This window comes from Micromonospora globbae (assembly GCF_003610785.1).
In the GTDB taxonomy this organism is placed as follows: Bacteria; Actinomycetota; Actinomycetes; order Mycobacteriales; family Micromonosporaceae; genus Micromonospora; species Micromonospora globbae.
Genome location: NZ_RAQQ01000001.1, coordinates 206,471 through 232,674 on the forward strand (window position 1 = coordinate 206,471; position 26,204 = coordinate 232,674).

Below are 26,204 nucleotides of genomic sequence, written 5' to 3' on the forward strand. Positions count from 1 at the left end.
CTCAGCCCCGCGGGGCGGGCGGCAGGAGGACCACGTGCAGGTTCCGGGGGCCGTGCACGCCCTCCACCCGGTCCAGCTCGATGTCGCTGGTGGCGGACGGCCCGCTGATCCAGGTCAGCGGGCGGCGCGGGTCGAGCCGCGCCACGGCGTCCGGCACGCCGGCCACCACCTGGTCGGTGCGCAGCACGCAGACGTGCACGTCGGGCAGGAGCGTGATGATCCGGCGGCCCTGGTCGGGCGCCCCGTCGAGGACGACCGTGCCGGTCTCGGCGACGGCCACGGCCGCCGCGGTGACCACCCCGTCGACGGCGGCGATCTGCCCGGCGGTCAGGCCGTCGTCGGTCACCGCGTCGACGGTGCCGGGCAGCCAGCCCGCCGGCAGGCCCGGCGGGACCACGACCCGGCGCCCGCCGAGGACGGCGTCGACCACCCGCGCCACGGCGTCCGCCGGCTGGGCGGCCGCGTCCGCGTCGCAGCGGTGCACGGTGGCCCGGTAGTCGGTGAGTCGCCGCACCAGCAGGTCGACGTCGGCGGCGGCGCCGGCCGGGCGGTACGCCCGCGGCACCTCGGCGGGCGCGGCCGGCGCGGCCCCGCGGGCGGCCCGCAGCCGGGCGAGGACCTCGTCCCGCCCGTTCACCGGCGTGCCCACCATTCCCGGAAGGTCCGCGGCGGCGGCTGCGGCAGGTCACGGCCGATGGTCCAGCCGGACAGCGGCGGGGGCAGGCCCCGGCCGCGGCGGCCCGCGAGGCGGCTGAGCCGCGCGCCGCGCTGCGCGGCCGCGTACAGCGCCGGCCGGTCCATGACGTACGCGGCCGCGGCCATCGCCGCCGCCTCGGCCCTCGGGTGGGGCGCCCGGTCGCGCAGGTGCACCAGCAGCTCCGGAATGTTGATCTTCACGGGGCAGGCGTCGTAGCAGGCGCCGCAGAGCGTCGAGGCGTACGGCAGCGAGGCGTTGTCCGCCACGCCGGTGAGCTGCGGCGACAGCACGGCGCCGATGGGCCCGGGATACACCGAGCCGTAGGCGTGCCCGCCGGCCCGTTCGTAGACGGGGCAGACGTTGAGGCAGGCCGAGCAGCGGATGCAGTGCAGCGCCTGCCGACCCACCTCGTCGGCGAGGACGGCGCTGCGGCCGTTGTCGAGCAGCACGAGGTGGAACGCCTGCGGGCCGTCGCCGGGGGTGACGCCCGTCCACATCGACGTGTAGGGGTTCATCCGCTCCCCCGTGGACGCGCGGGGCAGCAGTTGCAGGAACACCTCCAGGTCGCGCCACGTCGGCACCACCTTCTCGACGCCCATCACGGTGATCAGCGTCTCGGGCAGCGTGACGCACATCCGCCCGTTGCCCTCGGACTCCACGACGGCGAGGGTGCCGGTCTCGGCCACGGCGAAGTTGGCGCCGGACACGGCCACCGGCGTGGTGAGGAACGTCTGGCGCAGGTACCGGCGGGCGGCGGCCGCCAGCGCGGCGGGGTCGTCGGTGAGGCCCGGGTCGACGCCGGGCATGGCGCGCAGGAAGATCTCGCGGATCTCGGCGCGGTTGCGGTGGATGGCCGGCACCAGGATGTGGCTGGGGCGGTCCTCGCCGAGCTGCACGATCAGCTCGGCCAGGTCCGTCTCCACGGCCGTGATGCCGGCGGCCTCCAGCGCCTCGTTGAGCCCGATCTCCTGGGTCGCCATCGACTTGACCTTGATGACGCGGTCGCTGCCGGTGGCGGCGACCAGGTCCGTGACGATCCGGTTGGCGGCCACCGCGTCGGCCGCCCAGTGCACCGTGCCGCCGGCGGCGGTGACCGCCGCCTCCAGCTGTTCGAGCAGTTCCGGCAGCCGGGCCAGGACGTCGGCCTTGATGGCGGAGCCGGCAGCGCGCAGCTGCTCCCAGTCGGGCAGCTCGCGGATGACCGCGCCGGACTTCGCGCGGATCGTGGTGGTGGCGTGCCCGAGGTTGCGCCGCAGCTGCGGGTCGGCGAGGCCGCGCCGGGCGGCGGCGGGGAACGGCTCGTCGCCGCGCAGGTGGCCGACACCGCGCGGCGCGGTGGCCGGCATGCCGAGGAAGGTCCGGCTCATGCGGTCACCGCCGTCCGCTCCGCTGGCCCGGCCGGGCCGCTCGACTCCGTGGCGGCGAGGATCTCCGCGAGGTGCACGGTGCGGACGCCGGTGCGCAGCCGGGACAGCCCGCCGCCGATGTGCATGAGGCAGGAGGCGTCCCCCGCCGTGCAGACGTCCGCGCCGGTGGACAGGACGTGGCGCAGCTTGTCGGCGAGCATCGCCGTGGAGGTGTCGGCGTTCTTCACGGCGAACGTGCCGCCGAAGCCGCAGCACTGCTCGCCCTGCGGCAGCTCCACGAGGTCGAGCCCCCGGACCTGCCGCAGCAGCCGCAGCGGCCGGTCACCCACCCGCAGCATCCGCAGCGAGTGGCACGTCGGGTGGTACGTGACGCGGTGCGGGTAGTAGGCGCCCACGTCGGTCACGCCGAGCACGTCCACGAGGAACTCCGACAGCTCGTACGTGCGGCGGCCCACCGCCTCCGCGCGGCCGGCCAGCCGCTCGTCGCCGGCGCGGCGCGCCACCATGGCGTGCTGGTGCCGCACCGACCCCACGCACGAGCCGGACGGGGCGACCACCACGTCGTACGGCTCGAAGGTGCGCACGTGGCGGCGCACCAGCGGCAGGGCCTCGGCCTGGTAGCCGGTGTTCACGTGCATCTGCCCGCAGCAGGTCTGCCCCTCCGGGAAGACCACCTCGTGGCCGAGCCGTTCGAGCAGCCGTACGGTCGCCACGGCCGCCTGCGGGAAGAGCGTGTCGGCCAGGCACGTCACGAAGAGCGCGATCCGCATGCTCACCCGCCCATCCGGTCCTGCGCGGCGGCCCACGCCGCCTCGTCGCCGCGCGGCTCGTACCGCACGATCCGCTGGGTCTCGCGCAGCAGGGCCCGCAGCGCCGCCAGGTCGCCGTCGACGACGCCGGCGGCCCTCGCCTGCACCAGCACGTTACCCAACGCGGTGGCCTCGACGGGACCGGCGAGCACCGGCAGCCCGCAGGCGTCCGCCGTGAGCTGGCAGAGCAGCGCGTTGCGGGCGCCGCCGCCGACGACGTGCACGGCGTCGACGTGCCGGCCGGAGAGTTCCTGCGCCTGGCGCACGGCGCGGCGGTGCGCGAGCGCGAGGCTGTCGAGGATGCACCGGACGGTGGCGGCCGGCGTGGCCGGCACGGGTTCCCCGGCGCGCCGGCACGCGTCCGCGATCCGGGCCGGCATGTCCCCCGGCGGCAGGAACACCGGGTCGTCGGGGTCCACGACGGACCGGAACGCGGGCTCCCGGGCCGCGCGTCGCAGCAGGTCGGGCAGGTCGCTCCCGCCCCAGACCCGCACCGACTCCTGGAGCAGCCACAGCCCCATCACGTTGCGCAGGTAGCGGATCGTGCCGTCGACGCCCGTCTCGTTGGTGAAGTTCGCGCGCCGGCTCTCCTCGGTGAGCACCGGGGTGTCGAGCTCGACGCCGACGAGCGACCAGGTGCCGCAGGAGACGTACGCGAAGTTCGCGCCGGAGGCCGGGACGCCGACCACCGCCGACGCGGTGTCGTGCGAGCCGACGGCCACCACGTCGGGCTCGCCGGGCAGCCCCAGCTCGGGCAGCACCGGCCCGATGCGGGTGCCGGGTTCGCGCAGCGGCGGGAACAGCTCCGGCCGGATGCCCGCGTCCACCATGAGGTCGGTGGCCCACGCCCGGCGGCGCAGGTCGTACAGCTGGGTGGTGGAGGCGTTGGTGATCTCGGCGCCGACCTCTCCGGTGAGCCAGTACCCGATGAGGTCCGGAATGAGCAGCAGCCGGCGGGCGGCCTGCAGCTGCGGCGTGCCGGCCGCGGCGGCGAGCTGGTAGAGGGTGTTGAACGGCAGGTGCTGCAACCCGGTCGTGGCGTAGAGGCGCCCCTCCCCCAGGTGCTTGGCCGTCCGCTCGGCGACCCCGTCGGTGCGCGTGTCGCGGTAGTGCACGGGGTTGCCGAGCAGCACGCCGGACGCGTCGAGCAGCCCGTAGTCGACCGCCCACGAGTCGATGCCGACGCTGGTCACCGGACCGGCGGCGCGCAGCCCGTCGAGGACGCCCCGGTGCAGGGCGAGGATGTCCCAGTGCAGCGTCCCGGCGACCCGCACCGGCTCGTTGGCGAACCGGTGCACCTCGGCGAGGTCGAGCGTGCCGGGGCCGACACGCCCGACCATGACCCGGCCGCTGCCGGCGCCGAGGTCCACGGCGGCGAGGCGGACGCCGCTCACAGCAGCCCCCGCCGCGCCGCCCACACCACCGCCTGGATGGGCGCCGTCACGCCGAGGCGGTCGCAGACCGCCCGCACCCGCCGGCGGACGGTGCGCTCGGAGAGCCCCAACCGCCGGGCCACCGTCTCCACCGGCAGGCCGGCCGCCAGCAGGCGCAGCAGCCGCAGATCCTCCTCGTCGAGCACCGGACGTCCCACCCGCGTCGTCGTCATCGGCCACCCACCGGCTCAGCGGAGGAAGGCCGCGGCGACGCCGGCGTCGACGGGCACGTGCAGCCCCGTCGTGTGCGACAGCTCGCCGCTGGTGAGCACGAAGACGGCGTTGGCCACATGGTCGGGCAGCACCTCCCGCTTGAGCAGGGTGCGCTGGGCGTAGAACTCGCCCAGCTTCTCCTCCGGCACCCCGTACACGGCGGCGCGCTGGGCGCCCCAGCCGCCGGCGAAGATGCCCGAGCCGCGGACCACGCCGTCGGGGTTGACGCCGTTGACCCGGATGCCGTGGCCGCCGAGTTCGGCCGCGAGCAGGCGCACCTGGTGCGCCTGGTCGGCCTTGGCCGCGCCGTAGGCGACGTTGTTCGGGCCGGCGAACAGCGAGTTCTTGCTGGAGATGTAGACGATGTCGCCGCCCATGCCCTGGTCGACGAGGATCCGCGCGGCCTCCCGGGAGACCAGGAAGGACCCCTTGGCCATCACGTCGTGCTGCACGTCCCAGTCCGCCTCGGTCGTCTCCAGCAGCGGCTTGGAGATGGACAGCCCGGCGTTGTTGACGACCAGGTCCACCCCGCCGAACGCGAGCACGGCCTCGCGCAGGGCACGGGCCACGGCCGTGCCGTCGCTGACGTCGGCGGTGACGGCGACCGCCACGTCGGCGTTCCCGATCTCGGCGGCCACGGTGGCGGCCGCGTCGGCGTCGCGGTCGGCGACGACGACGCAGGCGCCCTCGGCCGCGAGCCGGTGGGCGATGGCCCGGCCGATGCCGGAGCCGCCGCCGGTGACGAACGCGATCCGCGTGGCGAGGGGCTTGGGCTTCGGCATCCGCTTCAGCTTCGCCTCCTCCAGCGCCCAGTACTCGATGCGGAACTTCTCGGCCTCGTCGATGGGCGCGTACCGGGACACCGACTCGGCGCCGCGCATGACGTTGATGGCGTTGACGTAGAACTCGCCGGCCACCCGCGCGGTCTGCTTGTTGGCGCCGAAGCTGAACATGCCGACGCCCGGCACGAGGACGATGGCCGGGTCGGCGCCGCGCATCGGCGGGCTGTCCGCGCTCGCGTGCCGCTCGTAGTAGGCGCGGTAGTCCTCGCGGTACGCGGCGTGCAGCTCCCGCAGCCGCGCGATCGTCTCGTCGAGCGGCGCGGTGGGCGGCAGGTCGAGCACCATGGGCCGCACCTTGGTGCGCAGGAAGTGGTCCGGGCAGGACGTGCCGAGCGCCGCCAGCTCGGGGTGCCGGGCGCGGGCGACGAAGTCGAGCACGACGTCGCTGTCGGTGAAGTGGCCGACCTGCGGCCGGTCGGTCGAGGCGAGGCCGCGGACGACCGGCGCCAGGGCGGCGGCCCGCGCACGCCGCTCGTCGACCGGCAGCGGCTCGTAGCCCTCGACCACCGGGCCGAACGGCTCCGGCCGGCCGCGCTCGTCGAGGAACGCCTGCGCCGTCCGGATGATCTCCAGCGAACGCTGCTCGCACTCCTCGCTCGTCGCACCCCAGGCGGTGATCCCGTGCCCGCCCAGGATGACGCCGATCGCCTGCGGGTTGGCCCGCGCCACGGCCGCGATGTCCAGGCCGAGCTGGAAGCCCGGCCGCCGCCACGGCACCCACACCACCCGGTCGCCGAAGATCTCCTTGGTCAGCTCGGGACCGTCGGCGGCCGTGGCGATGGCGATGCCGGCGTCGGGGTGCAGGTGGTCGACGTGCGCGGCGTCGACCAGGCCGTGCATCGCCGTGTCGATGGACGGCGCCGCACCGCCCCGCCCGTGCAGGCAGTAGTCGAAGGCCGCCACCATCTCGTCCTCCCGGTCGACCCCGGGGTAGACGTCCACGAGGGCGCGCAGCCGGTCCAGCCGGAGCACGGCGAGACCGGCCTCGGTGAGCGTCCCGAGGTCACCGCCGGACCCCTTGACCCACAGCAGGTCCACGGGCCCGCCGGTGACCGGGTCGGTGTCGCGGCCCTTCGCCGAGGTGTTGCCGCCGGCGTAGTTCGTCGTGGTCGGGTCGGCGCCGAGCCGGTTGCTCCGCGCGATCAGCGCCTGAACCTCGGAATGCATCGTCCTCACGTCCCTGTGTCGCGTGTCGTCGGTGGTGGTCAGGCGCCCCAGCCGGCCTGCTGCCCGCCGGCGCGCTCGGCGCGGATGCGCGCGAAGTAGCCGGAGCGGGCGTACGCGGCGATGGGGTCGGGGTCCAGCCCCATGTCGGCCCGCAGCTCGGCGAGCATCGGGCGGACGTCGGTGTGGTACGCGTCCATGAGCACCGCGTTGGCGGTCAGCACGTCACCGGCGCGCTGCGCGGCGGCCAGCGCGTCCGCGTCGACGAGCAGCGCCTTCGCGGTGGCCTCCTGCACGTTCATCACCGACCGGATGATCGCCGGGATCTTCGGCTCGATGTTGTGGCACTGGTCGAGCATGAACGCGATCCCGGCGTCCGGCCGCAGCGCGTCGCCGCGGACGATCTCGTGCATGATCCGGAACAGCTGGAACGGGTCCGCGGCGCCGACCATGAGGTCGTCGTCGGCGTAGAAGCGGGAGTTGAAGTCGAAGCCGCCGAGCTTCCCGGCGCGCAGCAGGAACGCCACGATGAACTCGATGTTGGTGCCCGGGGCGTGGTGGCCGGTGTCGATGACGACCTGCGCCTTCGGGCCGAGTTCCAGGCAGTGCGCGTACGCGGTGCCCCAGTCGGGGACGTCGGTGGTGTAGAAGGCCGGCTCGAACAGCTTGTACTCCAGCAGCAGCCGCTGGTCGTCGCCGAGCCGGTCGTACGCCTCGCGCAGCGCGGCGGCCAGCCGGTCCTGGCGCGCCCGGATGTCGTCCTGACCGGGGTAGTTGGTGCCGTCGGAGAACCACAGCTTCAGGTCCCGCGACCCGGTGCGGTCCATGATGTCCACGCATTCGAGCAGGTGGTCGATCGCCTTGCGCCGGACGCCCGGGTCCGGGTTGGTGACGCTGCCCAGCTTGTAGTCGTTGTCCTGGAACACGTTGGCGTTGATGGCGCCGAGCGTGACGCCCTGGTCGGTCGCGTACCGGGCCAGGTCCGCGTAGTCGTCGACGCGGTCCCACGGGATGTGCAGCGCCACGGTCGGGGCCACCCCGGTGAGCCGGTGCACCATGGCCGCGTCGGCGATCTTCTCGTACGGGTCACGCGGCACACCCTCCTGCGGGAACACCTTGAAGCGTGTGCCGGAGTTGGCGTACGCCCAGGAAGGGGTCTCGATGCGCTGGTTGCGCAGGGCCTGCGTGACCCGCTGCCGGGTCGGCGCGTCGGGGTGGGTCATGGAGTTTCTCCCGTCTGCGCGGCGAGCTGAGCCGCAAGGTTGAAGACCTCGTCCAGCGGCCGCATGGCGCGGTCGGGCGTGTCCTGGTCGAGGTCGAGGAAGAACGACGCCATCTCCGCCTGCCAGCGGGCGTTGACGTCGCGGGCCTGCATGGCGGCCTGGGCCGCCGCGAAGTCGTCGGTCACCAGGAACCCCACGAGCAGGCCGTCCTCCCGGAGGAAGAGCGAGTAGTCGTGCCAACCGCACTCCGCCAGCGCGGTCAGCATCTCCGGCCAGACCCGCTCGTGCCGGGCGCGGTACTCGTCCAGCCGGGCGGGATCGACCTGGAGGGTGAAGCAGACGCGGGGCATGGTTCTCCCGTCGGTGCCTCCGCCGGTGGTGCCGGCGCCGGCGCGCCGGCACCACCGGCGGCGGTCAGAAGTCGAACTGGTCGATGTTGTTCTTGTCGAAGACGGTGGGCGGCCCGAGGACGACCACGCCGTCCTTGCCGACGGTGTACTCGCCGAGCTTGCCGGCCGTGAACTTCTCGCCCTCGGCGCCGGTGATCTGGCCGGAGGCCAGCGCGGCGCCCGCGTACGCGGCAAGGTAGCCGAGGTCCGCCGGGTTCCACAGGGCGAACGCGTCGACCGTGCCGTCCTTCACGTACTCGCGCATCTGGTTCGGGGTGCCCAGGCCGGTGAGCTTGACCTTGCCCTTGTACTGCGACCCGCTGAGGTAGCGGGCGGCGGCGGCCACGCCGACGGTGGTCGGCGAGATGATGCCCTTCAGGTTCGGGTACGACTGGAGCAGGCCCTGGGTCTCCTGGAACGACTTCTGGTCCTCGTCGTTGCCGTACGCGACGGTGACCAGCTTGATCTTGCTGTACTCGGGCTTCTTCAACTCCTCCTTCATCAGCTCGATCCAGGCGTTCTGGTTGGTGGCGTTGGCGGTCGCGGAGAGGATGGCGATCTCGCCCTCGCCGCCGATCTGCTCGGAGATGAGCTTGACCTGGTTCTCGGCGATGCCCTCGGCCGTCACCTGGTTGACGAAGATCTGCCGGCACTCCGGCTTGGTGTCGGAGTCGAACGTCACGATCTTGGCGCCGGCCGCCTTGGCCTGGTTGAGCGCGCCGCAGATCGCGTTCGGGTCGTTCGCCGAGGTGACGATCACGTCCATGCCCTGCTGGGACAGGGTGTTGATGTAGCTGACCTGCGACGAGGCGCTGGCCTCGGACGGGCCGACCTCCTTGAACTCGCCCTTGATCTCGGTGACCGCCGTCTTGCCGCCGTTGTCCGAGACCGTGAAGTAGGGGTTGTTCACCTGCTTCGGCAGGAAGGCGATCTTGAGGCCCTCCTTGATCGGGGCGTCCGGGTTGGCGGCGCCGCTGGCCTGGCTGCCGCCGCCGGATTCGTTGCCGGAGTTCTCCCGGGTGGTGCCGCCGCAGGCGGTGGCGGTGAGCAGCAGTGCGGCGACGGTGAGGCCGGTGGCCCCGACACGGAGTCTTCTGCGGTACGCGGACATCGCTATCCTTCCGGGGGATCTGGTGGTGGGGGAATCACCGCGCGACGGGGGTGGCGCGTTGTCGTCGGCGGTGCAGCCGGCCGCGGACGTCCGCGACCGCGTTGGGCAGCACGACGGAGGCGATGAGCAGCGCCCCCGTGACGATCGTCAACGCGTTGGCGTCGACGTCGGCGAGTTGCAGCGCGTTGCGCAGCACACCGAGGAGCAGGACGCCGGCGACCACGCCGATCAGGCCGCCGCGCCCGCCGAAGATCGACACGCCGCCGAGCAGGACGGCGGTCACCACGGTGAGTTCGAGCCCCGTGGCGTTGTCGCCGCGGGCGCTCGCGTAGCGCAGCGTCCAGAAGACGCCGACCAGACCGCAGACCGCGCCCGAGGCCACGAACAGCCAGAACTTCGTCCGCGCCACGGACACGCCGGCGAAGGTGGCCGCCTGGTCGTTGTTGCCCATGGCGTAGAGCGCCCGGCCGGCCGGCGTGGCGTGCAGCACGACGCCGAACACGAGCGCCAGCAGCAGCACCGGGACGACCGCGACCGGGATCGACGTGCCGGGGATGCTCCGGACGGCGGCGGCCGTCCAGTCGCCCGGGAAGTCGGCCACCGCCTGGTCGCCGAGGACCACGAAGGACAGTCCCCGGTACAGGGCGAGCGTGCCGATGGTCACGGCCAGCGACGGCAGCCCGAAACCGGTGACGAACACGCCGTTGAACGCGCCGAGCACGGCGCCGAGCAGCACCACGAGCACGCAGATCAGCTCCAGCGACAGCCCGCTGGACAGCCACATCTGACCCATGAGCGTGCTGCACAGGCCGACGGTGCTGGCCACCGACAGGTCGATCTCGCCGGTGATGACGATGAGCGTCATGGGCAGCGCGAGCAGGGCCAGCGGCACCAGGTCGAGCAGCAGGAACTGGACGTTGCGGCCGGTGGCGAAGTTCTGCACCGTCGCGCTGGCCAGCAGGGTGGCGACCACCAGCGCGGCCACGACCGCCGCGTCCCAGGACCCGAGCGCGCCGCGCAGCCCGGCCAGGCGGCCCGCCCCCCGCTCGCCGCCGGCGCCGGGCGGCTCGGCCTCGGCGCCGACGGGCGGCGCGGCGTACAGGCTGTCATGCGCCATGAGCGCTTCTCCCTCTGAGCCGGGCCGCCATCCGCACGGCCAGGAGGCGGTCCAGGCCGATGGCGGCGAGGATGAGCGCGCCGACCACGGCCTGCTGCCAGAACGGGTCGATGCGCAGGACGGCCAGCGAACTGCCGATCGTGGTGAGCAGGACGGCGCCGAGCGCCGCACCGTAGGCGCTGCCGCTGCCGCCGAAGATCGCCACGCCGCCGACCACGGCGGCCGCCACGACCTGGAGTTCCAGGCCCGTGCCGGCGGCCGCGTCGAGCGTGCCGAACCGGGCCGCGTAGAGCACGCCGGCGAGCCCGGCGAGCGCGCCGTTGGCGACGAACACCGCGAAGACCCGCCGGCCGACCGGGATGCCGGAGAGCCGCGCCGCCGCCGGCTCGGAGCCGATGGCGTACAGCTCGCGGCCGCTGCGGTAGGCGCGCAGGTAGTAGCCGACGACGGCGACCACCACGAGCGCCACCAGGAAGAGCACGGGTACGCCGAGCACCGTCTGGTTGCCCAGGCGCAGGAAGGACCGGGGCATGTCGGCGGCGTTGATCTGCCGCCCGGAGGCCCAGTAGTAGTCGACGCCGCGGAAGGCGTAGAGGGTGCCGAGGGTGATGACGAGCGCCGGCACCTTCGCCACCGCGATGAGCCCACCGTTGACGACCCCGCACAGCGCGCCGAGCGCGACGCCGAGCAGGAGCGCCACCGGCCAGGGCGTGCCGGGCGCGGCGAGGAAGAGGGAGCCGGTCGCGAAGGCCACCAGGCCGAGGATCGAGCCGACGGACAGGTCGACGTTGCGGGTGACGATGACCAGCGTCTGCCCGACCGCGAGGATCACCAGGATCGCGCAGCCCAGCAGCAGGTCCTTGACGCTCTGCCCACTCAGGAAGCGCTCGTTGCGCAGCGTGGTGACGAGGACCAGCGCGGCGAGCGCGAGCAGCAGGCTCAGCTCGCGTACGGCGAGCAGCCGCTCGGCGAGGCCGCGGCGCCGCGGGTCCGGGCCGGTGGGCGGGTGGCCGTCGACGCGCTCCGGCGCCCCAGCAGTGACGCTCATGCCGCCACCTCGCTCCGCTCGGCGCCGGCACGAGACACCACCGCACCGTGCCGATGATTCACTCGCTGACGCTCGCTCATGCCTGTGCTCCTTGGCCGGTGGCGGCGAACATCACCGAGGTCTCGTCCGCCTCGGCGCGGGGCAGCTCGCGGACCAGGCGGCCCTCGTGCATGACGAGGACCCGGTCGGCCATGCCGAGCACCTCGGGCAGCTCGCTGCTGATCATCAGGATGGCCAGCCCCTCGTTGGCCAGTTCGGAGAGGAGCCGGTGGACCTCGGCCTTGGTGCCGACGTCGATGCCGCGGGTGGGCTCGTCGATGATGAGGATCCGCGGTTCGGTGGCGAGCCACTTGGCGAGCACCACCTTCTGCTGGTTGCCGCCGGACAGGGTGGCCACCGGCGCGGTGAGGCGGGACGTCTTCACCTGGAGCCGCCGCGTCCAGCGCCGGGCCTCGGCCCGCTCGGCCCCGCCGAGCAGCAGGCCCAGCCGGCTCAGCGCCCGGCGCCGGGCCAGTGTCGCGTTGCGTTCCACCGACAGCTCCATCACGAGGCCCTGCTGGCGGCGGTCCTCCGGCACCAGGGCCATGCCCGCGGCGATCGCCTTGCGGGGGCTGCCGGGCGGCAGGACGGTGCCGGCCACGCGGACCTCGCCGGCGTCGTAGCGGTCCACGCCGAAGACCGCCCGGGCCACCTCGCTGCGGCCGGCGCCCACCAGCCCGGCCAGCGCCACGATCTCCCCGCCCCGGACGCTGAACGACACGTCGGAGAAGACACCGGCGCGCGTGAGCCCACGGACCTCCAGGAGCGTGTCGCGCAGCGGGGCGTCCTGCTTGGGGTAGAGCGAGGAGACCTCCCGCCCGACCATGCGCCGCACCACCTCGTCCACCGTGAGGTCGGCGGCGCGGTCGCTGGAGACCCAGGCGCCGTCGCGCAGGACCGTGATCCGCTGGCACAGGTCGAAGACCTCGTCGAAGCGGTGCGAGATGAACAGCACGGCGGCCCCGCGCTCGCACAGCGACCGGGCGACGCCGAACAGACGTTCCACCTCGACGCCGGAGAGCGCGGCGGTCGGTTCGTCCATCACGAGGATCCGGGCGTCGAAGGAGAGCGCCTTGGCGATCTCGACGAGCTGCTGGTCGGCGATGGACAGTCCGCGCGCGGGGCGGGCCGGGTCGATCCGGACGCCGAGGCGGGCGAAGAGCCGCTCGGCGTCGCGGTTCATGGCCGCGGTGTCGATGCGGCGCAGGCCGCGCAACGGCTGCCGGCCCATGAAGATGTTCTCCGCGACGGACAGGTCGGGGAACAGGGTGGGCTCCTGGTAGATGACCGCGATGCCGGCGGCCCGGGCGTCGGCGGGGCCGCGCAGCTCCAGGGGCTGGCCGTCGAGGGTCATCCGGCCGGTGTCCGGCGCGTGCGCCCCGGCGAGGATCTTCACCAGGGTGGACTTGCCGGCACCGTTCTCGCCGACCAGGGCGTGCGCCTCGCCGGGGTGCAGCTCCAGGTGCACGCCGCGGAGCGCGGCGACGGCGCCGAAGGACTTCGTGACGCCGTCGAGTACCAGCAGCGGAGCGCTGTCCGCGCCCGGTGCGCCGGGGCTCATCCGATCCCCTCCTGAATCGTTTCATGAGTTGTGCATGGACGGTAGGGGCAGCCCTTCGGGACCGTCAAGAGTTTCCCGGCGATTTCCTCCCTGTTACCGTCTGGACTCCGTGGACTCCGTCGCGCCAGCGGCGACGCCGCCCCGGTCGTGTGGCCGGAGTCGGCAACATCCACGATGTAGTGGCCTCAGCCGCGGCCGGAGTCGACAACATCCAGGATGTAGTGGCCTCACCCGCGGCCCGTGCCGGCAACATCCAGGATGTAGTGGCCTCCGCGCGGACGGGACGCGCGTGCGCTCGTGAGCGCCGGGACGGACGCGGGCACGCCGGACGACGAGGGGCGACTGGATGAAACGTTTTAGGCGCTATACACTCCCGACGTCACCCGGCCGGGCCCGTCCCGCGGCGCGCGCGTCGCCGTCTCCGGGGATCACCGCAGGCCGCCACCGTCCGGGGGCCGTACGCACGGAATCGTCGAGGGAGCCATGGCAGCGGCAAGCATCAAGGAGGTGGCACGGCGCGCCGGCGTGTCCCTCGGCACGGTGAGCAACGTGCTCAACCGGCCCGACATGGTCGCCCCCGCCACCCGCCAGCGGGTGCTCGACGCCATCGCCGAACTCGGGTACGTGCGCAACGACTCCGCCCGACAGCTCCGCGCCGGGCAGAGCCGGACGATCGCCATCGTGGTGCTGGACGTCGCCAACCCGTTCTTCACCGACATGGTCCGCGGCGCGGAGCAGGTGGTCGAGGAGACCGGCGCCATGCTCATCGTGTGCAACAGCGGCGAGGACAGCGCCCGGGAACGCCGGCACCTCGAACTGCTGGAGGAGCAGCGCGTCCGCGGCGTGCTCATCACCCCGGTCGGCGACGGCCCCCAGCCGCACCTCGAGAAGCTCATCGACCGGGGCATCCCGGTGGTGCTCGTCGACCGCGGCGCGGGCCGCGCCAGCCGCTGCTCGGTGGCCGTCGACGACGTGCTCGGCGGCCGGCTGGCCATGGACCACCTGCTCGACCAGGGTCACCGCCGCATTGCGTACGTGGGCGGGCCGTTCTCCCTCGCCCAGGTCGCCGAACGCCACGCCGGGGCCGCCGCGGCGCTGGAGGAGCGCGGCGCCGGCGCCGAACTGCGGGTGGCCGCCACCACGAGCCTGACCGTCGCCTCGGGCCGGCGGGCCGCCGAGGACCTGCTGGCCCTGCCCGCCCGGCAGCGCCCCACCGCCGTCTTCTGCGCCAACGACCTCATCGCGCTCGGCGTGCTCCAGGAACTCACCGTGCGCGGCCTGCGCGTCCCGGCCGACGTGGCCATCGTCGGCTACGACGACATCGAGTTCGCGGCCGCCGCGGCCGTCCCGTTGTCGTCCGTACGCCAGCCGCGCGAACAGCTCGGCCGCACCGCGGCGCAGCTCCTGCTCGAGGAGGCCGAGGCCGGCGCCACGCACCAGCACCGCCACGTCGTGTTCCAGCCGGAGCTCGTGGTGCGCCGCTCCAGCGACCAGCCCCGCCGCCCGCGGCGCTGACCCCTGCCCCGCCGGCGCCCCTGCGCGCGGACAGGTCGAGAGGTCCGCGCGCGCATCCGGGCTGCGGATGACACGGACCTCCCGACCACTTCAGGAAACGGCCAGCCGCCGGAGACGGCCGTGTCCGGCGGCCGACCAGGGCCGGCCGCCGGTGCGGGTCAGACCGCCGGCGCGGAGGTGCTCACGAAGCGCCAGGTGCCGGCGCCGACGGTGTGCACCAGGTAGCCGTCGACCATCCGCCGGGACTGCACGAGCCCGCCGGGCGACGCCTCGACGTCACCGGCCCGCGCCGCCGGCACGTGCACCTCGGCGGTGGCGCCCACCGGCACCTGCACGGTGAGCACGAACTCGCCGTCGCGGACCCGCCAGGCCGACGACGCCCGCCCGCGCACCGTGTCCACGGCCGCGGACGCCGAGGACACCTCGGCTCGGGCGTCCGGGCGGACGACGAACCGGGCCCAGCCGTCGGCGACCGGCCGCAGGCCCGCCACGTGCTCGTAGAGCCACTGCACGACCGTGCCATGGAAGTAGTGCTGCCGGGAGCGGGTCGAGGTCGGCCACATCTCCCACATCGTGTCGGCGCCGTTCTCCACCCAGAAGCCCCAGCTCGGGTACGTCCGCTGCAACGCCACCCGGGCCGCCACGTCGGCGTGGCCGTGCGCGGTCAGCACCGGCAGCAGGACGCTGGTGCCGAGGCAGCCGGTGTTGAGGTGCCAGCCCCGGTCCCGGATGTCGGCCACCAGGTTGTCCACCACCGCGCCCACCATGTCCTCGGGCACCAGCCCGAACGCCAGCGGGACGGCGTTGGACGTCTGCCGGTAGCCGGGGTCGCGGTCGGTGCGGTACAGCCCGCGCGTACGGTCGAGGAACGTCTCGTTCAGCCGGTCCCGCAGCCCGTCGGCCGCCGCGCGGAACCGGGCGGACTGCGCGTCCTTCCCGATCATCTCCCCCACCTCGGCGGCCGACACGAGCGCCCGGTGCAGGTACGCCGTGGCGGTGAGCCGGGTGTCCTCCGGCGGGTTGCCGCCGGTGCCCGGCGACAGGTAGTCACCGAGCGCGGTGACCGCGAGCCCGTCCCGGAGCCGGCCCAGCTCCCACTCCAGGTAGTCGGCCACGGCCGTCCAGTGCTGGTGCGGCAGCCGGTCGTCGCCGTACCAGCGGTGCATCTCCCGCAGCAGGAACGGGTAGACGGTGGTCCACTCGGGAGCCGGTGCCAGCTCCTGGTAGCCCCAGCCGCCGCTGGGCACGATCACCGGCACCTGGCCGGACGCGACCTGGGCGTCGCGCAGGTCGCCGAGCCACTTGGTGAAGAACCGCGACAGGTCCAGCTGCCCGGCCATGGTGGGGGCGGCCACCTGGGCGTCCCCGGTCCAGCCGTTCTTCTCGTACATCGGGGTGTCGGTGGGGATGCCGTGGAGGTTGTTGCGGACCGTGCGGCGCATCATCCGCTCGAACTGCTCGAACAGCGGCTCGCTGCACCGGAACTCGCCCACGTCGCGGACGTCGGAGTGCACCACCCGCATGGTGACGGTGCCGGCGGTGGCCGCGCCGGGCAGCCCGTCGAGCTGCACGTACCGGAATCCCTTGTACGAGAAGCGCGGTTCCCACACCTCCTCGCCGCCGCCCCGGGTCACGTACTCGTCGAGCTGGAACCGGGCGCTCTGCACGTTGCCGTTGGACGCCTCCACGGTCCCGTCGGCGCGCAGCTTCTCGCCGTACAGGATGCGGATCGTGGTGCCCGCCGGCGCGGTCACCCGCAGCCGTACCCAGCCGGCGGTGGTCCGGCCGAAGTCGGCGACCCAGACGCCCGCGCCCGGCGAGGTGAGCCGGACCGGCGCCACGGACTCGACCACCCGGATGGGTTCGTGCTCCTGCGCCCGCACGGTGCCGGCCGGCGGGTCGAGGACGCTCGCCCGCGCCCACTCGGCGTCGTCGTAGCCGGACGCCGACCAGCCCGGCAGCTCCCGGCGCGCGTCGTAGGTCTCCCCCGCGAACAGCGAGTTGGACACGGTGGGGCCGTCGGTGACCCGCCAGGAGTCGTCGGTGAGCACCTCCGTGCGCGAGCCGTCGGGGTGCTCGACCACGAGGCGTCCCAGCAGCCGCGGCTCGCCGTGCCACGGCGGCTGGTGCCAGCGCCACACGTTCCGGGTGGTCATGCCGTAGAAGCCGCGGCCCAGCTCCGCGCCGAGCACGTTGTGCCCCGCGCGGAGCAGGTCGGTGACGTCGTGCGTCACGTACAGGACGGTGTCGTCGTAGTCGGTGAACCCGGGGTCCAGCACGGCCGTCCCGACCCGCCGGCCGTTGACGTGCAGCACCTGGTAGGCGAGCCCCGCGGCGTACCACCGGGCCCGGGCCACCGGCTTGTCGAGCCGGAACGCGCGCCGCAGCAACGGCGCGGGCCGCTCCTCCACGGGCGGCTCGATGCCGCTGCCCCACGGCCCCTGGCCGTACGGCGCCAGGACCGTCACGGGCGACCAGGCGGAGTCGTCGTGCCCCGGCTGCTCCCAGCCGGACTCCACGGTGCCGGTGGTCCGCCAGCCCGCGCCGGTGACGAGCACCAGCTCGGCGCCGCCCGCGGTGCGGACGACGAGCTTCGCGATGAGACCGCCGGGGTTGACCGAGGCGCCGCCCCGGTTCGTGGCGATCGCGGCCAGCACCAGGTCACCGCCGACGGCCTGCCGGGCCGCCTGCGTCACGTCGGCGATCCGGGCGGTGCGCCAGCCGTCGGTCTGCGGCGGGGCGTGCAGCACCTGCCGCCCGCCCAGGTACGCCGTGAAGTCGTCGTCGGCGCTCATGATCAGCCGGGCGGAGGCCACCTCGGTCCCGCCCGGCAGCGCCAACCGGCCGCGGAACCAGCGCGGGCCGACGGGCGCGTTGCCCGTCGTCGCACCGGGCCCCCACACCCACGACGCGCCCGCGAGGTCGAGCGCACCCGGCTGCGGGACGGTGACCTGGGAACCCCACGGCCCCTGGCCGTACGGGGCGAGCACGGCCGCCGGCGTCCAGCCGGTGTCGTCGTACCCGGGCTCCGGCCAGCCGGTGCGCTCGCTGTCGGCGCTGCGCCACGAGCCGTCGGTGACCAGCACCGACCGCTCGCCGGTCGTGGTGGTGACCACGAGCTTGGCGAGCAGGCCGGCCGGGTTCACCGACGGGCCGGGACGGTTGGTGGCCACCACGGCGACGGTGAGCGCGCCGTCGGCCGCGCGGGCGAGGTCGGTGACGTCGGCGACGCGGGCGTTCTTCCAGCCGTCGGCCTGCTGCGGTGCGTGCAGCACCTGCCGCCCGTCGAGGTACGCCGTGAAGTCGTCGTCGGCGGTCACGACGAGGTGGGCGACCGCGATCTGGGCGCCGGCGGGCAGCGCGAGCCGCGCCCGGAACCAGCGGGGGCCGGCCGGGGCGTTGCCGGCGGTGGCGCCGGGCGACCAGATCCAGGAGGCCCCGCCGAGGTCCAGCGGCGCCGAGGCGTAGTCCGGCTGCGCGCCGATCCAGCGGGCGGCGCCGAAGCCCTCGTCACGCAGGCCCGTCTCGAACCAGGTCGGGTCGCTCCACCGGGTGGCCCGGCCGGCACCGTCCCAGAGCCGCACCCGCCAGTGGTAGCGGGTCCGCGGCGCCAGCGGCCGGCCGCCGTACGCCACGCCGACCGACCGCGCCGACGTGACCCGGCCGGAGTCCCAGACGTCGGCCGCCCCCGGGGTCAGCCGGTCCGGCCGCGTGGCCACGAGCACCTGGTACGCGCTCTGCCGCGCGTTGTGGCCGGTGGCCGTCGCCGTCCAGGAGAAGCGGGGCGCGGTGACGTCGGTGCCCAGTGGACGGTCGGCGTACTCGGTGCGCAGGCGGTCGACCGTGAGCGGCCCGGCACCGGCGTTCGGCGGCGGTGCCGCCGCCGCGGGCTCCGCGCCCGCGCCCCCGAGCGCTCCCGCCGTGCCCCCGAGCGCCACGGCTCCGGCGCCGGCGGCGCCCCACCCGATCAGGGAGCGGCGGCTGACCTCCGATCCCGGGGACGTTCGTTTCCTCTGCGCCATCGGATCTCCTTCTTCGCTGTGGTGGGGTCAGGACCGCGCGCCGGCCGGCAGGGGCGCGGACCAGACGTCGGCGATCGACGGGTCGTAGCCGTCGCCGGTGTCCCGGAACCGCACCCGCACCACGCCGTCGCGGGTGGCGTCGGGCAGGTCGACGACGACCTGGTAGGTGACGGCGCCGGCCCCGCCCGCGGTGCGCTGCCAGGAGCGGGAGTGCGCCACGACGCCGTCGACGACGATGTCGTAGTCCTTGAGCTGCGCCTGGTCGTACGTCTCCACGGCGCGCAGCACGAACGGCGCGCCGGGCGTGACGGCCAGGTCGAACTCGAACCAGCCGCCGGGGTAGGTGACGTTGGTGTAGCGGCGGGTCAGGCCGGCCTCGGTGTTCGCGCCGGAGTGCTCCGAGGCGGTGAGCCCGTGTGCCCGCTCCGAGGCCGCGTCGCCGAGGTCCACGTGGTCGTAGGCGCCGGCCGGCGGGTTGGTGATCCGGACCGGGACGGCCAGCGGATGGCGCTCCGCCTCGGTGGCACCGGTGGCGACCGTGACCGCCGCGGGCCCTTCCGTCACCGCCACGGGAGCGGTGAGGGCCGTGGTCACGGTGGTCTGCGCGCCGGGCGCCAGGTCGTACGCGGCGGCGGGCGCGACCGCCCAGCCGTCCGGTGCGGTGGTCGTGAGCTTCCCGGTCACGGGCACGCCGGCCCGGTTGCGCAGGACGGTGGTGACCGTGGTCGTGGCGCCCGGGTCGACGGGGTCCACGGTGGCCGACACGATCTGCACGGCCGGCACGGTGGTGACCGTCCCGGACACGGGCAGGGTGGCGGTGCCGCCCTGGTACCGGTAGCCGGCGGTGCCGTCGAGGGTGACGGCGGCCGGCGCCTGCCCGGCGGGGATCCGCACGTCGTAGCGGTGGTGCACGGTGGTCTTCGGCGCGACGGTGGTGGGCCGCGCGCCGGCGGGCGTCACCGTCCAGCCGTCCGGTGTCCGCAGCGTGGAGGTCACCCCGGTCAGCGGCGTGGCGCCGCCGTTGGTGACGGTGACGGTCGCGCGGACCACCTCGCCGGGCAGGCGCTCGCCGACCGGCAGGTCGAGGGTGACGACCGCACCGACGAGGGCCGAGGACGCCGCGGAGAGCCGCTGGTCGACGCGCGTGAGGAGGGCGCCGAACCGCTCCGCGTGGGCCTCGGCCAGCCGGCCGACCCGGACCTGGGTACGCAGCCACCGGTCGACGTCGTCGGCGGTGGCCAGGCCCCGGTGCGCGTGGGTGGCGGCGGCGCGGGAGTCGCCGGCCAGGTACGCCGTGCGGGCCGCCGTCGTGGCGGTGGCGAGCTGGCCGGTCCGGGCGCGCAGGTACGCGGTCACGGGCTGGCCCAGCTCACCGGCCAGCTCGTCGGTGAGCGCCGTCAGCGCCGTGACCGCCTCGCCGGCCTCCCCCAGGTCGCCGAGCGCCCGGTCGACCGCGAACGAGTAGGTGCCCGAGCCGATCTCGTACACCGCGACGCCGCCGTCCATCCGGACGAACCGCACACCGTCGGCCCGCTCCGCCGGCCGGCCGCCCTCGGTGACGGCGTGCCGCGTCGGCGCGGGGACGCGTACGGTCGCCGTGACGTTCGCCGGCACCCGCAGGCGCAGCCGCATGTCGCCCCGGTCGTCGAGGCTCCAGTCGCTGCCGATGTCGCCCTGCGCGGCCCGGTACGTGGCCCGGGCGGAGGTGAGGCCGCCACCCGGCTGGGGCGCGAACGTGAGGTGCGCGTACCCGGGGTTGGCGGGGTCGGGTTGGATGCCGGCGACGGTCCGGTACATCCAGTCGCCCACGGCGCCGTAGGCGTAGTGGTTGAACGAGTTCATCGACACGTCGCCGAAGCTGCCGTCGGGCATGATCGAGTTCCAGCGCTCCCAGATGGTGGTCGCGCCCCGGGCGATCTCGTAGCCCCACGAGGGGTAGGTGTCGTTGAGCAGCAGCCGGTAGGCGACGTCCAGGTGCCCGGTGTCGCTGAGCGCCGGCAGCAGGTCGGGGGTGCCGAGGAAGCCGGTGGACAGGTGCCAGTCGTGCCGGCGGACGTTGTCCACCAGCCGGTCGGCGGCCTTGGCGCGCAGCGGCTCGGGCAGCAGCCCCATGCCGATGGCCAGCACGTAGCCGGTCTGGCTGTCGCCCTGCACGGTGCCGTCGGCCGAGACGTACGCCTCGACGAACGCCTGCGCGACGTCCCGGGACAGCGCGGCGTAGCGGGCCGCGTCGGCGTCGCGGCCGATGGCGGCGGCCATCTCCCCCAGCAGCCGCATCGTGTACGCGTAGTAGGCGGTGGCGATGACGCCGGCGGGCGTCGGTTCGTCGAGGTTGAGCCAGTCGAGGTACGGCCCGGCGTTGGTGCGCCGGTTCCCGGAGCTGGTGGTCTGCAGCCAGGACGCGTACCGGGTCATCGACTCGTAGTGCTCCTCGATCACCCGGGTGTCCCCGTACCGCTGCCAGAGCGTCCAGGGCACCGTGATCCCGGCGTCGGCCCACCCGGTCGCGCCGTCGCCGCAGCAGGCGCGCGGCGCCACGTCGGGGTACGCCCCGTTGGCCGACTGCGCGTCGCGCAGGTCCTGGAGCCACTTGGTGAGGAACGTGAGGCTGTCCATGTTGAACGTCGCCGTCTCGGCGAAGACGTTGATGTCGCCGGTCCAGCCGAGCCGCTCGTCGCGGGCCGGGGTGTCGGTCGGGATGGACAGGAAGTTGCCGCGCTGCCCCCAGGTGATGTTGCTGTGCAGCTTGGTCACCATCGGATCGGAGGTCTCGAACTCGCTGGTGAGGTCCCCGTCGGTGTGCATGACCAGGCCGGTGACGGTGGACAGGTCGGGGGTGCCGGGGAGGTTGGTCAGCTCCACGTACCGGAAGCCGTGGAACGTGAACGTCGGCTCGTACACCTCCTCGCCGCCGCCCCGCAGTGTGTAGTGGTCGGTGGCGCGGGCCGAGCGGAGGTTGGCGGTGTACGCGGTGCCGTCGGGGTTGAGCACCTCGGCGTGCCGGATGCGGACGGTGGTGCCGGTGGGCCCGGAGAGCTTCAGCCGCACCTTGCCGACCATGTTCTGCCCGAGGTCGAAGATCCACGTTCCGGGGGTGGGCTGGGTGAGGGTGCGCGCCGGCAGCTCCTGCACGACCCGCACGGGCGGGTCCACCTGGGCGACCAGCCGGTCGGTCGCGCCGGTGTCGTCGACCGTGGCGGCCGACCAGCCGGAGTCGTCGAAGCCGGGCCGGTCCCAGCCGGCCGGGAGCTTCCGCGCGTCGTACGTCTCGCCGTGGATCAGGTCGCTCTGGAGGAACGGGCCGGGCGTGGCCCGCCAGGAGCCGTCGGTGCGGACCGTCTCGGTGCGCCCGTCGGCGTAGTCGACGACCAGTTGCGCGCTCAGGTGCGGGCGGTTGCCGTAGTGGTCGGTGCCGAACGAGGCGATGGTGCCCGAGTACCAGCCGTCGCCGACCAGGGCGCCGAGCGCGTTCTCGCCCTGGCGGAGCTGCCGGGTCACGTCGTACGTCTGGTACTGGACCCGCTTGTCGTAGTCGGTCCAGCCGGGCGCCAGCTCGTGGTCGCCGACGCGCTGGCCGTTGAGCGACAGTTCGTAGACCCCGAGCGCCGTGGCGTAGATCCGGGCGCGGGCGACCTCGCCGTCCACCCGGAATCCCCGGCGCAGCAGCGGGTTGGCGTCCAGGGCGGTGAGCATCGCCTCGGTGGTGCCGCCCACCCGCAGCCCGTCGGGCGTGGGGGTGCCGCCGCCGAACGGGTTCTCGCCGTCGGTGAGCGGGGCGGCGAAGAGGGTGTCGTCGCCGCTGGTCACGGAGAAGTCGGAGAAGACGGCGGTCTCCGCGCCGTCGGTGCGCAAACCGACCGAGCCGCCGCGGTGGGTGCCGTCGCGGGTCACGTCGACCTGGGTGCCGTCGACCCAGGTGGTGATGGTGTCGCCGGCCGCCGTGATGCGCAGCGTGTGCGGGGCGGTCAGCTTGTCGGCGGGCACCACGGCGCCGAGCGGCACCTCCTTGAGCACGCGCCAGGCGCCGTCGACGCGCACGTGCGGGCGCAGCTTCGCGGCGCCGCCCACGATGGAGAGCTGCCACATGTACGCGTTGGCCGGCCCGTTGGCGCGCAGGTAGACGCCGGCGGCGTCCTTCTCCAGCCGCACCGTCGTCCGCACCGTGTAGTCGGACCAGGACTCGGTGGGCGACGGCATCCCGATCCAGTCGGCCTGCCAGCCCTGCGCGCCGCGTACGCCGGTCTCCCAGGAGGCGGGGGCGCTCCAGCCGGAGGTGCGGCCCGCGGTGTCCCAGACCCGCACCTGCCACACGTACCGGGTGCGGGGCCGCAGTTCGGGGCCGCCGTACGGCACGAGGACGCTCTGCCGCGACCGGACCCGGCCGCTGTCCCACACGTCGGGGTCGCCGAGGCGGCCGGTGCTCGTCGCGACGCGGACCTGGTAGGACTCCTGGACCACGCCGCGGGCGGCGGACTCGATGCGCCAGCCGAGGCGCGGCCGGGCCACGTCCAGGCCGATGGGGTCGGTCGCCCGCTCGGTGGTGAGGCCGGCCACGGTGAGCGCGGGCGGCGGGGCGGCCGCGGCCGTCTGCGTGCCGGCGGCCGCCGGTCCCGCCACCACCGCGGTCGGCGTCAGCGTGGCGAGCAGGAGCAGCGCCGCGGAGAACGCGAGGCGGCGCCGGGTGGTGCGCTTCATGTCTGGTCCTCACTCTTCGGCGGTCCGCGCGGCCGGGCCGCCCGCCACCCGCGCGGGTCGACGGGCGGCCCGGCCGCGGCGGCGGGTCAGCGGGGTTGGGCGGCCCGGTCGGCGACGGGGCGGAAGTGGGAGCGGCCGGAACCGACCTCGAAGACGGCACGGCCGTCCTCGACGCCGACGAACCGGGCCCTGCTCGGGCCGGACGCCCGGTAGGACTTCCCGTCCTCCAGCGGCAGGGCGACCCGGGCGGTGACGTTGACCGGCACGTCGAGGTCGACGTGCAGGCCGGAACCGGTGCGGCGCCAGTCGAGGCGCACCGGTCCGCGCTGGGTGGGTACGACCCCCGACGCGTGGTCGAGCCCCATGGCCGGCGGCACGACGTCGACGCGGGCCGCGCCGGGGCTGGCGGTACGGACACCGAGCAGCGTCTCCTGCACGTCCACCACCGCCTGCGCGCCCCAGCCGTGCGACTGGCTGTAGTTGGTGCCGGGGTCGAGCGTCCACGCCTCCCAGGTGAAGGTGCCGCCCCGGGCGAGGATGTCGGCCCAGCCGAGGTCGTCGGGGTTGGTGAGCAGGCGCCGGACCGCGTCCGGACGGCCGGCCTCGGCCAGCGCCGCGAGCAGCCAGTGCGCCGTCATGGGCCCCTGCTTCATGCCCATCGACGCGAGGTGCGCGGCCAGCGCCGGCAGGTCGGCCCGCGGGGCCACGCCGTGGGCGATGGCGTACGACGTGGCGTGCTGACCGGCGTGGGCGCTCTGCTCGCCGGTGGCGGAGAGCCCGTCGACGTAGACGCCGTCGGCGCGGCGCAGCTTCGCGTTGATCGCCTCGGTGAGGGCGGCGGCGTGCCCGTCGTACGTGGCGGCCTCGGCGGCGGGCCGGCCGAGCGCCTCCGCCATCCGGGCGGTGGTGCGCAGCACGTCGACGCCCTGGGCGTTGATGGTGGTGCGGGCGGCGGCGCTCATGTCGTACCCGAACCGGCCCGGCTCGGGCCAGTCGACGATGCCGTAGCGGTACGCGCCGCTGCCGCCGGCCAGTTCCGTCACGAGGCCGGCGGTGGGGCCGGTGGCCGGGATGTGGCGCAGCACGTAGTCGGCGGTGTCCCGGATGGCCGGGTACGCCTCGGCGAGCAGCCCCCGGTCGCCGGTCTCGGTCCAGTACCGCCACACCCAGTCGACGAACATCAGCGAGTAGTCGGGGATGTCCCGCTTGCCGTCGCCGTTGGGGTAGACGGCATTGTAGCGGCCACGGTCGCCGCCGGTGTTCCAGTAGCGGGCGGCCGAGCGGAGGAACTCGCGGATGGCCTGCTGGGTGGCGTCGCGCTCGCCGAAGGCGCCCATGGTGGCGTACGAGATGTTCGCGGCGTCCCCGAGGAACTGCCCCTTCTCGCGGGTGGGCGTGTCGACGAAGGCCTCCTGGACGGAGTACAGCGCCGAGCGGGTCATCATGGCCCACACCGCGTCGAGGGTGGCGTCCGAGCTGGCGAAGGTGGCCTCCTGCCCGGCCGGGACGTCGGTGTGCACCACGACGGCGGAGACGTCGTCGCGGGCGATGTCCTCGCCGGCGCCGGGGATCTCCAGGTAGCGGAAGCCGAGGTGGGTGAACGCCCGGAACTCCTGCGGGCCGTCGGTCTGGATGTACGGGAAGCTCATGTCCGTGCCCTGGGACAGCAGCGTGGACGTGGCGACCCGGCCGGTGTCGGTGAGCGTGTAGCCGGCCCGGATCGGCACCGTGCGCCCGGCCAGGCCGGCGTCGAACCGTACGACCGGCCGGGCCGGGACGACCACGCCGAAGTCGGCGACGACGGTGCCGTCGTCGGCGGTGCGCAGCGCGACGGGGGCGACGGTCGTCTCCGTGAGCCGGGTCTCCTGGCCGATGAGGTGCGGGGCGGACGCCGTCGGGTGCGCGCCGACGACCTCGGCGGCGGTGAACGGGGCGCCGCTGTCGTCGTACCCCGGCAGCATCCAGCCGGTGACCTCCGCGCGGGCGTCCTGCCGCTCGACCCGGTCGCCCTCGCCGTTGCGGCGCTCGGCGTTCGCGACGAACCGGGTGTCCCGGGCGACGCGCCAGGAGCCGTCGGTGACGAACACCTCGCGGGAGCCGTCGGCGTGCTCGACGACCAGCTTCATGAGCACGCCCCGCGCGCCGGCGGGGCGGCCCTGGCCGCTGCCGTACCAGTGGTAGCGCAGCCCGATGGCGAGCGGCGCGCCGGCGCGCACGAGGCGCGTGACGTCGGCGGCCTGGTAGTAGTCCTCGCCGGGGTAGCCGAAGGAGGTGCCGCGGTCGGCGCGGACCCCGTTGAGGTACAGCTCGTACGTGTGGTCGGCCGCCGTGTAGGCGCGCGCCCGCACGACCGGGCTGGCGTTGGGGCGTACCTCCGTGCGGGCCAGCGTGTAGTCGTCGGCCTCGGTGGTGGCGCGCCGGATCCAGCTCGCGCCCTCCCACTGGCTGTCGGAGATGCCGGTCTCGAAGGCGCCGGTGGCGGTCGGGGACGGCCGGCCGGTGCGGTCCCAGGTGCGCACGCTCCACCGGTACGCCGCCCCGGCCCGCAGCGCGGGACCGGTGTAGGGCACGTAGGACTGCTGGTCGGAGGCGACCTTGCCGGAGTCCCAGACGGTGGCGCCGCCGGCGTCGGTGACGGTGATCCGGTACGCGGTCTGCGCCTCGCCGGGGTCGGCGTCGCGCGGGAGCCAGCCGAACCGGGGCGCGCCCTCCACGTTGAGCGGACGGGGGCGGTCGTCGACGGTGAGGGCGGTCGGCGCGTCCGGGGCGTGCCCGGGGGCGGCCAGCGCCGGGGGCGCACCGGCCAGCACGGCCCCGACGACGGTCGCGCCCGCCACGACCATGGCAGCCCGGCGTCGTCCGGGCAGGGGCCGGAAGTCGATGGTGCGAGGGGTCACGGTGCCTCCTCCGCCCTGTGAATCGTTTCAGGCAGGCTACGTGCTCGTCTCCGTCCTGTGAA

16 protein-coding genes are annotated in these 26,204 nt (G+C 74.5%); 1 reads left to right on the forward strand and 15 read right to left on the reverse strand.

Annotation, left to right across the window (positions count from 1 at the left end; all coding sequences use genetic code 11):
• Position 1: 1 nt before the first annotated feature.
• From D7I43_RS00905 to D7I43_RS00960, 12 genes are all read right to left on the reverse strand, one after another.
• Positions 2-652, reverse strand: coding sequence for a LutC/YkgG family protein (locus D7I43_RS00905; protein ID WP_120326404.1), 651 nt, complete (start codon positions 650-652; stop codon positions 2-4).
• Positions 634-2,064: a lactate utilization protein B gene (locus tag D7I43_RS00910; RefSeq protein ID WP_120326405.1), complete on the reverse strand. Its 1,431-nt coding sequence runs from the start codon at positions 2,062-2,064 to the stop codon at positions 634-636. The genes D7I43_RS00905 and D7I43_RS00910 overlap by 19 nt, the downstream gene beginning before the upstream one ends.
• Positions 2,061-2,834, reverse strand: coding sequence for a (Fe-S)-binding protein (locus D7I43_RS00915; protein ID WP_120326406.1), 774 nt, complete (start codon positions 2,832-2,834; stop codon positions 2,061-2,063). Before D7I43_RS00915 ends, D7I43_RS00910 begins: the two co-directional genes overlap by 4 nt.
• Before the next feature lie 2 nt (positions 2,835-2,836).
• The gene (locus D7I43_RS00920) at positions 2,837-4,267 is read right to left on the reverse strand and encodes a rhamnulokinase (RefSeq protein ID WP_240032732.1); all 1,431 of its coding nucleotides are present in this window, start codon (positions 4,265-4,267) and stop codon (positions 2,837-2,839) included.
• Positions 4,264-4,479, reverse strand: a complete 216-nt coding sequence (locus D7I43_RS00925) for a helix-turn-helix domain-containing protein (RefSeq protein ID WP_120326407.1) — start codon at positions 4,477-4,479, stop codon at positions 4,264-4,266. Before D7I43_RS00925 ends, D7I43_RS00920 begins: the two co-directional genes overlap by 4 nt.
• A 15-nt stretch (positions 4,480-4,494) precedes the next feature.
• A complete protein-coding gene (locus D7I43_RS00930; RefSeq protein WP_120326408.1) occupies positions 4,495-6,528 on the reverse strand; it encodes a bifunctional aldolase/short-chain dehydrogenase in 2,034 nt (677 codons plus the stop codon).
• Positions 6,529-6,566: 38 nt separating this feature from the next.
• A complete protein-coding gene (gene rhaI, locus D7I43_RS00935; RefSeq protein WP_120326409.1) occupies positions 6,567-7,748 on the reverse strand; it encodes an L-rhamnose isomerase in 1,182 nt (393 codons plus the stop codon).
• Complete coding sequence (locus D7I43_RS00940; RefSeq protein WP_120326410.1) at positions 7,745-8,098, reverse strand: L-rhamnose mutarotase; 354 nt, start codon at positions 8,096-8,098, stop codon at positions 7,745-7,747. The genes rhaI and D7I43_RS00940 overlap by 4 nt, the downstream gene beginning before the upstream one ends.
• A 64-nt stretch (positions 8,099-8,162) precedes the next feature.
• Positions 8,163-9,248 (reverse strand): rhamnose ABC transporter substrate-binding protein, encoded by a 1,086-nt coding sequence (rhaS, locus tag D7I43_RS00945; protein WP_120326411.1) that lies wholly within the window; start codon positions 9,246-9,248, stop codon positions 8,163-8,165.
• 34 nt (positions 9,249-9,282) lie between these two features.
• Positions 9,283-10,365 carry an ABC transporter permease gene (locus D7I43_RS00950; RefSeq protein ID WP_120326412.1) on the reverse strand — a complete coding sequence of 361 codons (1,083 nt, stop codon included), beginning with the start codon at positions 10,363-10,365 and terminating at the stop codon, positions 9,283-9,285.
• Positions 10,355-11,413 (reverse strand): ABC transporter permease, encoded by a 1,059-nt coding sequence (locus tag D7I43_RS00955; RefSeq protein ID WP_120326413.1) that lies wholly within the window; start codon positions 11,411-11,413, stop codon positions 10,355-10,357. The genes D7I43_RS00950 and D7I43_RS00955 overlap by 11 nt, the downstream gene beginning before the upstream one ends.
• Before the next feature lie 76 nt (positions 11,414-11,489).
• The gene (locus tag D7I43_RS00960) at positions 11,490-13,013 is read right to left on the reverse strand and encodes a sugar ABC transporter ATP-binding protein (RefSeq protein ID WP_120326414.1); all 1,524 of its coding nucleotides are present in this window, start codon (positions 13,011-13,013) and stop codon (positions 11,490-11,492) included.
• A 483-nt stretch (positions 13,014-13,496) separates the two neighbouring features.
• On the opposite strand from D7I43_RS00960, the gene D7I43_RS00965 reads away from it, so the two are divergent.
• Positions 13,497-14,528 (forward strand): LacI family DNA-binding transcriptional regulator, encoded by a 1,032-nt coding sequence (locus tag D7I43_RS00965; RefSeq protein ID WP_120326415.1) that lies wholly within the window; start codon positions 13,497-13,499, stop codon positions 14,526-14,528.
• 158 nt (positions 14,529-14,686) lie between these two features.
• On the opposite strand, the gene D7I43_RS00970 is transcribed toward D7I43_RS00965, so the two are convergent.
• The 3 genes from D7I43_RS00970 to D7I43_RS00980 form a co-directional block, all read right to left on the reverse strand.
• Positions 14,687-18,550, reverse strand: coding sequence for a family 78 glycoside hydrolase catalytic domain (locus tag D7I43_RS00970; protein WP_120326416.1), 3,864 nt, complete (start codon positions 18,548-18,550; stop codon positions 14,687-14,689).
• Positions 18,551-18,577: 27 nt separating this feature from the next.
• Positions 18,578-23,245: a family 78 glycoside hydrolase catalytic domain gene (locus D7I43_RS00975; protein WP_120326417.1), complete on the reverse strand. Its 4,668-nt coding sequence runs from the start codon at positions 23,243-23,245 to the stop codon at positions 18,578-18,580.
• 86 nt (positions 23,246-23,331) lie between these two features.
• Positions 23,332-26,142 (reverse strand): family 78 glycoside hydrolase catalytic domain, encoded by a 2,811-nt coding sequence (locus D7I43_RS00980; RefSeq protein WP_204985115.1) that lies wholly within the window; start codon positions 26,140-26,142, stop codon positions 23,332-23,334.
• Positions 26,143-26,204: the final 62 nt, after the last annotated feature.

Bases quoted from the DNA above. Each gene is read 5' to 3' on its own strand.
- D7I43_RS00950 (WP_120326412.1), bottom strand. From the start codon at position 10,365: ATGGCGCATGACAGCCTGTACGCCGCGCCGCCCGTCGGCGCCGAGGCC.
- D7I43_RS00915 (WP_120326406.1), bottom strand. From the start codon at position 2,834: ATGCGGATCGCGCTCTTCGTGACGTGCCTGGCCGACACGCTCTTCCCG.
- D7I43_RS00910 (WP_120326405.1), bottom strand. From the start codon at position 2,064: ATGAGCCGGACCTTCCTCGGCATGCCGGCCACCGCGCCGCGCGGTGTC.
- rhaI (WP_120326409.1), bottom strand. From the start codon at position 7,748: ATGACCCACCCCGACGCGCCGACCCGGCAGCGGGTCACGCAGGCCCTG.
- D7I43_RS00940 (WP_120326410.1), bottom strand. From the start codon at position 8,098: ATGCCCCGCGTCTGCTTCACCCTCCAGGTCGATCCCGCCCGGCTGGAC.
- D7I43_RS00930 (WP_120326408.1), bottom strand. From the start codon at position 6,528: ATGCATTCCGAGGTTCAGGCGCTGATCGCGCGGAGCAACCGGCTCGGC.
- D7I43_RS00905 (WP_120326404.1), bottom strand. From the start codon at position 652: ATGGTGGGCACGCCGGTGAACGGGCGGGACGAGGTCCTCGCCCGGCTG.
- rhaS (WP_120326411.1), bottom strand. From the start codon at position 9,248: ATGTCCGCGTACCGCAGAAGACTCCGTGTCGGGGCCACCGGCCTCACC.
- D7I43_RS00965 (WP_120326415.1), top strand. From the start codon at position 13,497: ATGGCAGCGGCAAGCATCAAGGAGGTGGCACGGCGCGCCGGCGTGTCC.
- D7I43_RS00960 (WP_120326414.1), bottom strand. From the start codon at position 13,013: ATGAGCCCCGGCGCACCGGGCGCGGACAGCGCTCCGCTGCTGGTACTC.
- D7I43_RS00970 (WP_120326416.1), bottom strand. From the start codon at position 18,550: ATGGCGCAGAGGAAACGAACGTCCCCGGGATCGGAGGTCAGCCGCCGC.
- D7I43_RS00925 (WP_120326407.1), bottom strand. From the start codon at position 4,479: ATGACGACGACGCGGGTGGGACGTCCGGTGCTCGACGAGGAGGATCTG.
- D7I43_RS00955 (WP_120326413.1), bottom strand. From the start codon at position 11,413: ATGAGCGTCACTGCTGGGGCGCCGGAGCGCGTCGACGGCCACCCGCCC.
- D7I43_RS00975 (WP_120326417.1), bottom strand. From the start codon at position 23,245: ATGAAGCGCACCACCCGGCGCCGCCTCGCGTTCTCCGCGGCGCTGCTC.